This window comes from Chrysiogenia bacterium (assembly GCA_020434085.1).
Taxonomy (GTDB): Bacteria; JAGRBM01; JAGRBM01; order JAGRBM01; family JAGRBM01; genus JAGRBM01.
In genome coordinates this window covers 1-8,782 of sequence record JAGRBM010000211.1, presented here as the reverse complement: position 1 = coordinate 8,782, position 8,782 = coordinate 1, and the positions used below count along the sequence as shown (strand labels likewise).

The window sequence follows — 8,782 nt, the reverse complement described above, 5'->3', positions numbered from 1 at the left end:
GTCATGGAAGTGCGCGAGCAAGAAGGCGCCGATGCCCGCTGAGGACACAAGAATGGTGAGCCCGGAGAGCCTTCCGGGCGACGACCGGGAGGAAACCACGCTGCGTCCGCAGCGGCTCTCCGAATATATCGGCCAGCGCAAGGTGCGCGAGAACATGGAGGTCTTCATCGAAGCGGCCCGCCGCCGCGGTGACGCCCTCGATCATGCCCTGTTCGTCGGCCCGCCGGGGCTTGGGAAGACAACGCTTGCCCACATCATCGCCAACGAGATGGGCGCGCAGCTCCATGTGACCTCGGGCCCGGCCATCCAGCACAAAGGCGAACTGGCCGGACTTCTCACCAAGCTCGAACCCGGCGACGTGCTCTTCATCGACGAAATCCACCGCCTGCATGCCTCCATCGAGGAGGCCCTCTATCCGGCGATGGAAGACTTCGTTTTCGACTACATCGTGGGCGACGGCCCCCACGCGCGCTCGCTGAGCCTGCAGCTCCAGCCCTTCACGCTGGTGGCGGCAACGACCCGCGCGGGACTGCTCACCAGCCCGCTGCGCGATCGCTTCGGCATTCACGCGCGCCTTGAATACTACGACGCCGACGAGCTTCGTCAGATTCTCGTTCGTTCTTCGGGAATCCTGAGCATCGACCTGCACGACGACGGTGCCGACGAGATCGCGCGGCGGGCGCGCGGCACGCCGCGCATCGCCAACCGCCTGCTTCGCCGCGTCCGCGATTTCGCCGAGGTCGCCGGCAAGGGTTACGTCGATGTGCAGTCGGCCCGCGTGGCGCTCGAGCGCCTCCAGGTGGACGAGCGCGGACTCGACTCGCTCGATCGCCGCGTGCTCGAATCCATCATCGAGAAATTCGGGGGCGGTCCCGTTGGGGTCGAGGCCGTCGCGGCGCTCGTTTCCGAAGAGCGCGCGACGCTCGAAGAAGTGGTGGAGCCCTTTCTCTCGCAACTTGGCTTTCTGGCGCGCACCCCGCGCGGGCGCATCGCGACGCTGGCGGCCTATGAGCACCTTGGCGTCACGCCGCCGCCCAAAAAACAGCACCAGATGTTCTAGGCCGGCTTTCCTGGCCAACTCGAGGACCTTCCATGGCAAAGATCTCCCCCAAAGAGAGCGTCGATGTATTTCTCAAGGGCGCGTGCCGCGCGCTCGGCTTCGACGACGTTACCTACCAGCTCCTTTCCATCTCCAGCCGTGAGATCCGAATGGAACTTCCGCTCAGGCGTGACGACGGGAGCCTTGAGGTCTTTTCTGCCTACCGGGTGCAGGACCACAACGTGCTCGGTCCCTACAAGGGCGGGCTGCGCTACCATCCCGAAGTGGACATGGAGGATTTCCGGGGCCTGGCGTCAATCATGTCGCTCAAGTGCGCGCTCGTTCATGTGCCCTTTGGTGGTGCCAAGGGCGGGATCAACTGCGATCCCTCCAGCCTCTCGCCCAACGAACTCGAACAGCTCACGCGCAAGTTCGTCGAGAAAGGCCACCGCTTCCTGGGGCCCAACATCGACATTCCGGCGCCGGACGTGGGAAGCAACTCCCAGGTGATGGCGTGGATCCAGGATGAGTATCAGAAGATCTACGGCTATTCGCCGGGCGTTGTAACAGGAAAGCCCATCGTGCTCGGCGGCTCCCAGGGACGCGAGTCGGCGGTGGGGCAGGGCATTGCAATCGTGCTGCAGGAACTGGCGCGTGAGCACTCGGACAATCTTGAAGGGAAGACCGTCGCAATCCAGGGCTTCGGCAATGTGGGCGAGCACACTGCGCGCTTCCTGCACCGCCTGGGACTCAAGATCGTTGCCATCAGTGACGTGTGCGGCGGCGTCTATAACGAAAACGGCATCGATCCCTTCGCGCTCGGACTGCACGCCAAGAATGCGGGCAGCGTGATCGATGCGCCCGACACCGAGTTCATCAGCAATGACGACCTGCTGCTTCTCGAGGTGGACTTCCTTGTTCCCGCCGCGCTCGAAGGGGTGATCTGCGAGGACAATGCCGACAAGATCCGCGCGAAGGTCATCGTCGAGGGAGCCAACAACCCGGTCTCCCATCTGGCCGACGAGGTACTGCGCAGCAAGGGCGTGACTATCGTGCCCGACCTGCTGGCCAACGCCGGTGGCGTGATCGTGAGCTACTTCGAGTGGGTCCAGAATATGCAGCAGTTCTCCTGGGGGCTCGAAACCGTGCGCGAGCGCCTCACTGAGCGCCTGCATACCGCCTGCCGCGACGTCTTCGCCGACGCCGACCACACCGGGCGCACCTACCGCGAGTCGGCCTACGCCATTGCCGCCGGAAAGCTGCGTGAGGCATTCTGGGCCGCGGGCTTTTAGTCCAACTTCAAAATTTCCCTCTCCCTGAAAGGGAGAGGGGGACGAGGCAGGAATTCTTACGGGGTTTGGCTTGGCATACCCGTTTGTCTATGTTGCGCCGCGCCCGGAATCACCGGGATCTGTGGAACATGGCGAAGCAACAGAAATTCCAGTCCGTTCGCGGGGTTCAGGACCTGCTACCAGCCGACATGGTGCTCTGGCACCGGATCGAGTCGGCCGCGCGCGAGGTGTTCGGCAACTTCGGTTTTGAAGAGCTGCGCATCCCGGTCATCGAACACACCCCGCTCTTCGCCCGTTCCATCGGCGAGGCGACCGACATCGTCGAAAAAGAGATGTACACCTTCGAGGACACCGGCGGGGAGATGATCACCCTGCGTCCCGAGGGAACCGCCGGCGCGGTGCGCGCGTTCATCGAGCATTCGCTGGGCCACACCATGCGCGTGGCGAAGTTCTACTACATGGGCCCCATGTTCCGGCGCGAGCGCCCGCAGAAGGGGCGGCTCCGCCAGTTCTACCAGATCGGCGCCGAGGTGCTGGGCTCCGACGACGCGGCCACCGAAGTGACGCTGCTGGTGATGCTCAAGACCTTTTTCGAGCGCCTGGGGCTTGAGGGCACGAAGCTGGAGATCAACTCGCTGGGCGGGCCCGAGACGCGCTCGGAATACCGGCAGAAAATCTACGACCACTTCAAACCGCTCATCGGAGATTTCTGCGAGGACTGCCAGCGTCGCATCGAAACCAACCCGCTGCGCATCCTCGACTGCAAGGTCGATCACGCGAAGACGCAGGGCGCGCCGCAGATCATCGATCATCTCAGCGAAGAGGACGCGACACACTGGCACCAGACCCTGCGCGGGCTTGAAGACGCGGGTCTTACCTTCGACGTCAATCCGCGCATCGTGCGTGGGCTCGATTACTACACGCGCACCGTGTTCGAGTTCACCACCGACCGGCTGGGCTCCCAGAACACTGTGGCCGCCGGCGGGCGCTACGACGGCCTCGTCGAGCAGCTCGGCGGAAAGCCGACTCCGGCCGCGGGCTTCGCCATCGGGATTGAGCGGCTGGCCATGCTGCTTGATCCTGAAAAGGCCGGCGCCATTGAGGGCAAGCCCAAGGTCTTTCTGGCGAACATCGGCGAAGCCGGGCGCAAGTGGGCCGTGCTGACCAGCGTGGACCTGGCCCGCCAGGGCATTCGCGCGGAGATCGACCTGCTGGGCGGCTCGCTCAAAGCACAGATGAAATACGCCGACAAGCTGGGTGCCACCTACGCCCTGGTGGTCGGAGACGATGAACTCGCCTCGGGTGAGGGGCGGCTCCGGCGGCTCTCGGACGGGGAAGAATTCCCGGTTCAGCTCTCGGGGTTGGCGGCGAAACTCGAAGAAATGGCCTGAGCCTCGGCAGGGCCGCACGGGCAGCGCCCAGAGCGTTGCATTCCCCGGCGCGGTCCTTGTAGACTCCGCCGCCTGTGGAAAGCGGCGCCTGCGACGGGCAGGCTCGCCCAAACACCTGAAATCAAAGAAACTTCCCGGGAGAATCCAGCCGTGTCGGCACCATCGGTAGACCGTCTTGAAGGGTGGCAGCGCACCCACGTCAACAACGAACTCCGCGCCGCGAACGTGGGCGATGAGGTCATTCTGTTCGGATGGGCCCATTCGGCCCGCGACCATGGCGGGATCATCTTCATCGACCTGCGCGACCGCTGGGGCATCACCCAGGTGGTTTGCGACCCGACCCATTCGGCTGACGCCCATGCCAAGGGCGACCTCGTCCATAACGAGTGGGTGCTCGCCGTGCGCGGCCGTGTGCGCGCCCGGCCCGACAACATGGCCAACCCGAAGCTTCCCACCGGTGAGATCGAAGTGCTCGTCGATGAGGTGAAGATCCTCAACGTCGCCAAGCCCCAGCCTTTCCAGGTCGAGGACCGCGTGGAAGCCGGCGAGTCGATTCGCCACAAGTATCGCTACATCGACCTGCGCCGCCCGAGCGTGCAGCAGGTCTTCCTGCAGCGCCACCGCATTGCCCACGCGGCGCGCCAGTTCTTCGACGCGAATAATTTCGTTGACGTCGAGACACCGATTCTCACCAAGAGCACACCCGAGGGCGCACGCGACTTCCTGGTGCCCTCGCGCCTGCATGGCGGGCAGTTCTACGCGCTCCCGCAGTCGCCCCAGCTCTTCAAGCAGATCCTGATGGTCTCGGGTTTCGACCGCTACTACCAGATCGTCAAGTGCTTCCGCGACGAGGACCTGCGCGCCGATCGCCAGCCCGAGTTCACGCAGATCGATGTCGAGATGAGCTTTGTCGGTGCCGACCAGGTCATGGAGATGTGCGAGGGCCTGATGCGCGCGATCCTTAGCGCAACCCGCGGCGAGGAAGTGGCCAAGGCCGCGAAGTTCCCGCGGATGCCCTACGACGAGGTGATGGCCCGTTATGGCTCGGACAAGCCCGACCTGCGCTTCGACCTCGAACTCATCGACATCACCTCTGTGTTCAAGAACTCCGACTTCAAGGTCTTCCGCCAGGCCGCCGATGGCGGCGGCATGATCAAGGCGCTGCCCATCAAGGGCGGGGCAAAGTTCTCGCGCAAGGAAATCGACGACCTGACCAACATGGCCACGGGCCTTGGGGCCAAGGGCCTTGCATGGATCAAGTCCAACCCCGACGGCTGGCAGTCGCCGATCCTCAAGTTCTTCTCCGATGAAGAGAAAGAGCAGCTTCGCCTGGCGACGAACCTCGAAGAAGGGGACATCGTCTTCTTCGGCGCCGACAAGCCCGGCGTGGTCAATCAGGTGCTCGCCGCGCTGCGCGATCACCTGGGTCACAAGCTCGAACTGGTGGATCCCAATCAGCTCTCGTTCCTGTGGGTGACCGACTTCCCGATGTTCGAGTACGACGAGGAAGCCAAGCGCCACGTGGCGCTGCACCACCCGTTCACCTCGCCGAAGGCCGAGGACCTGGACAGCCTTGAAGACAAACCGCTCGAAGCCCGCTCGGAGGCCTACGACCTCGTCCTCAACGGCTATGAGATCGGCGGCGGATCGATCCGTATTCACGACCAGGAACTCCAGAGCCGTGTGTTCGGCCTGCTCGGCATCTCCGAGGAAGAGGCGCAGGCAAAGTTCGGCTTCCTGCTCGACGCCCTTTCGCTGGGCGCGCCCCCTCACGGCGGCGTGGCCTTTGGCTTGGACCGCATCGTGATGATCCTGGCGGGTGCCGAATCCATCCGGGACGTCATTGCGTTCCCCAAGACCCAGCGCGGCCAGTGCCTGATGACCGAGGCTCCCAGTCCGGTCGATCACGGGCAGTTGCTGGAGCTCTCGCTCAAGATTCAGGACCTGAAGTAAAACTTCGCGTGCAAAGCCGCTGGACGGGCGCCGGGTGTGAGTGCGGGTGAAGTTTTGACGCGGCGGGTCGTTAGGGAGGGGCGCCTTTCTTCCCCTATGATTTCAGGGGATTAGCAAAGGCAGATTGCGCGCGGCGTCACGGGCTTTTGCCTGCCGTAAATACATGTAAAGCCCTGTGATATTTCCCGTGAGGGCTTCCTGGCCGCCTTGACAGTAAAAGACCCTCTTCTATAAATTCACCAACGTAAGTAGCGAAAACTGCTAGCTTTTTTGGAAATCGGCTGGGGTTGGTTTCAGCCGCCCGGCGGTGGCCTCGGGGATTTCCGGTAGGGCGCTGCATACTCTGATCGCCCGGGCTTTTGATCAGAGTGCTGCAGACGCGTCGCGCCGGAAACATGCGGAGAAGGCGAAGCGTCGAGGAGCTTCATCGATTCCGCAAGCCGATGCCTTGCATGGGTGAGCTGCTTGCGTTGTGAGTCCGGTGATTCAACACCGGATTCAAGGCGACAGGTCGCGTGATACGTAGCACGCGTGCTGGTTGCCGGATTGCGGAAGTTCCGGCGGTATATGCAGAATCGATTCAACATCCTGCGGGTTCTCCTTTGCGCGTTCGCGCTGTTTGTGTTTCTTCCCGCCTGCGGCAACGAGAATGTTGCTCCCTCGCTGCTCGATTCCTATCCAGATCCCGATCAGGACGTCGTTACTCCCGCTCCGCCCGCCGAGGCGGTGCTCGTGCAATTCACCAATCTGGCCAAGTCAGGCGACCTCGACGCGCTGGCCCTGACGCTGCAGCAGATCTTTGCTGCCGGTGGTTTCGAAGAACTGGTCGACGCCCTCTCGATGGTGATGACCAGCGACCGCGTGCAGGAACTGGCCGACATTCTCAACTCGATGATCGACCGTGGGACGATCTTCCAGTTCACCCCGATTTCCAGCGACCTGCTCGTTACCCTGGCTGCCGACCGAGATCCGGCCGCGCCGGGTATCCAGAGCTCCTACGACGTGCTCACGCAGCTTTTCGAGACTGGGGCGCTCACCGAGCTCATCGTGCCGCTGCGCAACCTGCTGGCGCCGGAGTTCCCGGGTGAGAACCCCAACGTGGCCGACCCCCGCATCGAGGTGATCGGAATCCAGCTTGAAATTCTCGACCGCCTTGGCGAGCAGGGCCTGCAGGACATGCTCGACCAGCTCAACCTTGGCGTCATCCCCTTCAGCGGGATTCTCTCTCCGCGCCAGGCCTACCTGCTGCGCGGCGACAACGGTTCGGTTGCGCTTTTCACTGCGATTTCCGGCACGGTGGTCGACACCGCGCAGGGCACCCCGCCGCTGGTGCCGCTTATCTCGCCGGAATCGGCCTTCGTGCGGCTGAGCGTGCCGCTTCTTCCGACTTTCGGCGGCACCCCGTGCGTGTACGATCCCGATCCCGAGTCCGCCTACCAGCGCTCCTACAAGGCGCTCTTCGTCACGGGCGCGAACGCCGGACATGAGTTCAATATCGCCCGTGTGGACGGGGCTAACCAGATTTCGATCTGCGACGCAGCCTATGACGAGGTGCACGAGTTCCACGTGCGCATCACTCGCGCGTTGTTCAACGAAGACTACGACGTGCTGATCAACGGCATGACGGCCGGCTACAACAGCGACAGCTCGCCGACGATCGACGAAATCGCCGCCGGCGTCGCGGCGGCGGTCAACGGCAGCGGTGAGCCGGTGGTGGCCGTCGATCTGGGTGGCGGCGTGGTTCGAATCTCCGGCAACGCACCCTCGCTCGCCTTCACTGCCGCTCTGGTGGACGCGACGAACATGACGCTCGTCCCCATCAACGACATCAGCGTGAAGGACGACAGCTCCTTCCGTTTCAACGTGCAGGCGGTTGTTCCCACCCGCGACAGCATGGGCAACATCACCCGAAACTCGCTGGCGCCGGTGGGCGCGGCCTTCCATTCCTCGCACAGCGGCGTGGCGCTCAATGACACGGGCTTCGTCGAAGGCCAGATCCGCGCCGGCGACCAGGTGCGCATCGCGAGCGGCCTGAATTCGGGCCTTGAATTCACGGTCTCCGTCGATGCCGATGAAACCCTCGATCCCTCCAGCCTGCTCTACGGCGACGTGCTCTACCTGGGCCCGTTTGCGACCTCGGGTCAGCCCTACCGCGGCGCGGACCTGAGCGGTGACTCCGACTACCTGATTGCCGAGCGCACCGACCCGACGCTGGCCTTCCAGCTCACCGACCTGAATTTGGTGCGCGACGTGATTCCCATTCTCGAGCGCATTGTGAGTCGTTCGGTGAAGCCCGACAGCGAGACCCTGGTGGAACTCCTGTTGCTCGTCGACCTGATCCCTGGTTCGGAATTCCAGGGCGATGACTTCGTCAACTCGCTCGAAGCGGTGCTGCTCTCCAGTGTGCGCACCGACCGCAACCTTGACGGACTCTTCGATGCCGTCGACAACCTCGACCGCAACGGCGACGGCGGCTGCCGCGATCCCTCGTCGGGCCGCTACGTTTTCTGGGAAGAGGGGGTCGATCCACTCTGTGCCCAGGACTTCGTGGACGTGAACAACGACGGGGTCGTGCAGGCGGGCGAGACCTTCGACATCAACGGCGATGGCCGTTTCGATGTGGTGGACTTCTCGCGTGAGGCACTGCTCGACACCGACAACTGCAGCCGCGCCAAGTTCTTCGATCGTGAGCGCATCGCGACCTCGGGTCCGGGCGCCTGCCCGCCGGGCGACGGTTTTGTCGACTGCGATCTGTTCTCCAAGCCCATTGACTGCCGCCCCTTCGATACGAACAACGACGGCAAGGTCGATAGCTTCGATCTGATTCCCGCGGTGCTCGACCGCGCCGGGCGCGTGACGCTGGCCAATGGATTTTCGATTTCGGACCGCTACCCGGCGTCCGCGCCGGATGGCATCATTGACTGGCGCGACCTGATGAACTCGGTCTCGGTGACGCCCTCAAGCTTCCTGCGCCCCTCGGCCTCCAACCCGTTTACCGACAACGACAACCTCGACCGTTTCTCACAGGCGCTGGGCAATACGTCGCTCGACCTGTTCCGCTCCGATGCCGGTCCCTCCATGCGCCGCGGCGCCGAGGCCCTCATCTT

5 protein-coding genes are annotated in these 8,782 nt (G+C 63.5%); all 5 read left to right on the top strand.

Features of this window, described 5'->3' with window-relative positions; genetic code table 11:
* Nucleotides 1-31: 31 nt before the first annotated feature.
* A complete protein-coding gene (ruvB, locus tag KDH09_06880; protein ID MCB0219401.1) occupies nt 32-1,060 on the top strand; it encodes a Holliday junction branch migration DNA helicase RuvB in 1,029 nt (342 codons plus the stop codon).
* Nucleotides 1,061-1,092: 32 nt separating this feature from the next.
* Nucleotides 1,093-2,331 (top strand): glutamate dehydrogenase, encoded by a 1,239-nt coding sequence (locus KDH09_06875; protein ID MCB0219400.1) that lies wholly within the window; start codon nt 1,093-1,095, stop codon nt 2,329-2,331.
* A gap of 128 nt (nt 2,332-2,459) precedes the next feature.
* Nucleotides 2,460-3,722, top strand: coding sequence for a histidine--tRNA ligase (locus tag KDH09_06870; protein ID MCB0219399.1), 1,263 nt, complete (start codon nt 2,460-2,462; stop codon nt 3,720-3,722).
* A gap of 150 nt (nt 3,723-3,872) precedes the next feature.
* Nucleotides 3,873-5,675 carry an aspartate--tRNA ligase gene (gene aspS / locus KDH09_06865; protein ID MCB0219398.1) on the top strand — a complete coding sequence of 601 codons (1,803 nt, stop codon included), beginning with the start codon at nt 3,873-3,875 and terminating at the stop codon, nt 5,673-5,675.
* Between the two features lie 567 nt (nt 5,676-6,242).
* A partial coding sequence (locus tag KDH09_06860; GenBank protein ID MCB0219397.1) for a hypothetical protein occupies nt 6,243-8,782 on the top strand: 2,540 nt, incomplete at its 3' end.

Coding starts and splice junctions, on each gene's coding strand:
- ruvB (MCB0219401.1), top strand. CDS start 32: ATGCCCGCTGAGGACACAAGAATGGTGAGCCCGGAGAGCCTTCCGGGC.
- KDH09_06875 (MCB0219400.1), top strand. CDS start 1,093: ATGGCAAAGATCTCCCCCAAAGAGAGCGTCGATGTATTTCTCAAGGGC.
- KDH09_06870 (MCB0219399.1), top strand. CDS start 2,460: ATGGCGAAGCAACAGAAATTCCAGTCCGTTCGCGGGGTTCAGGACCTG.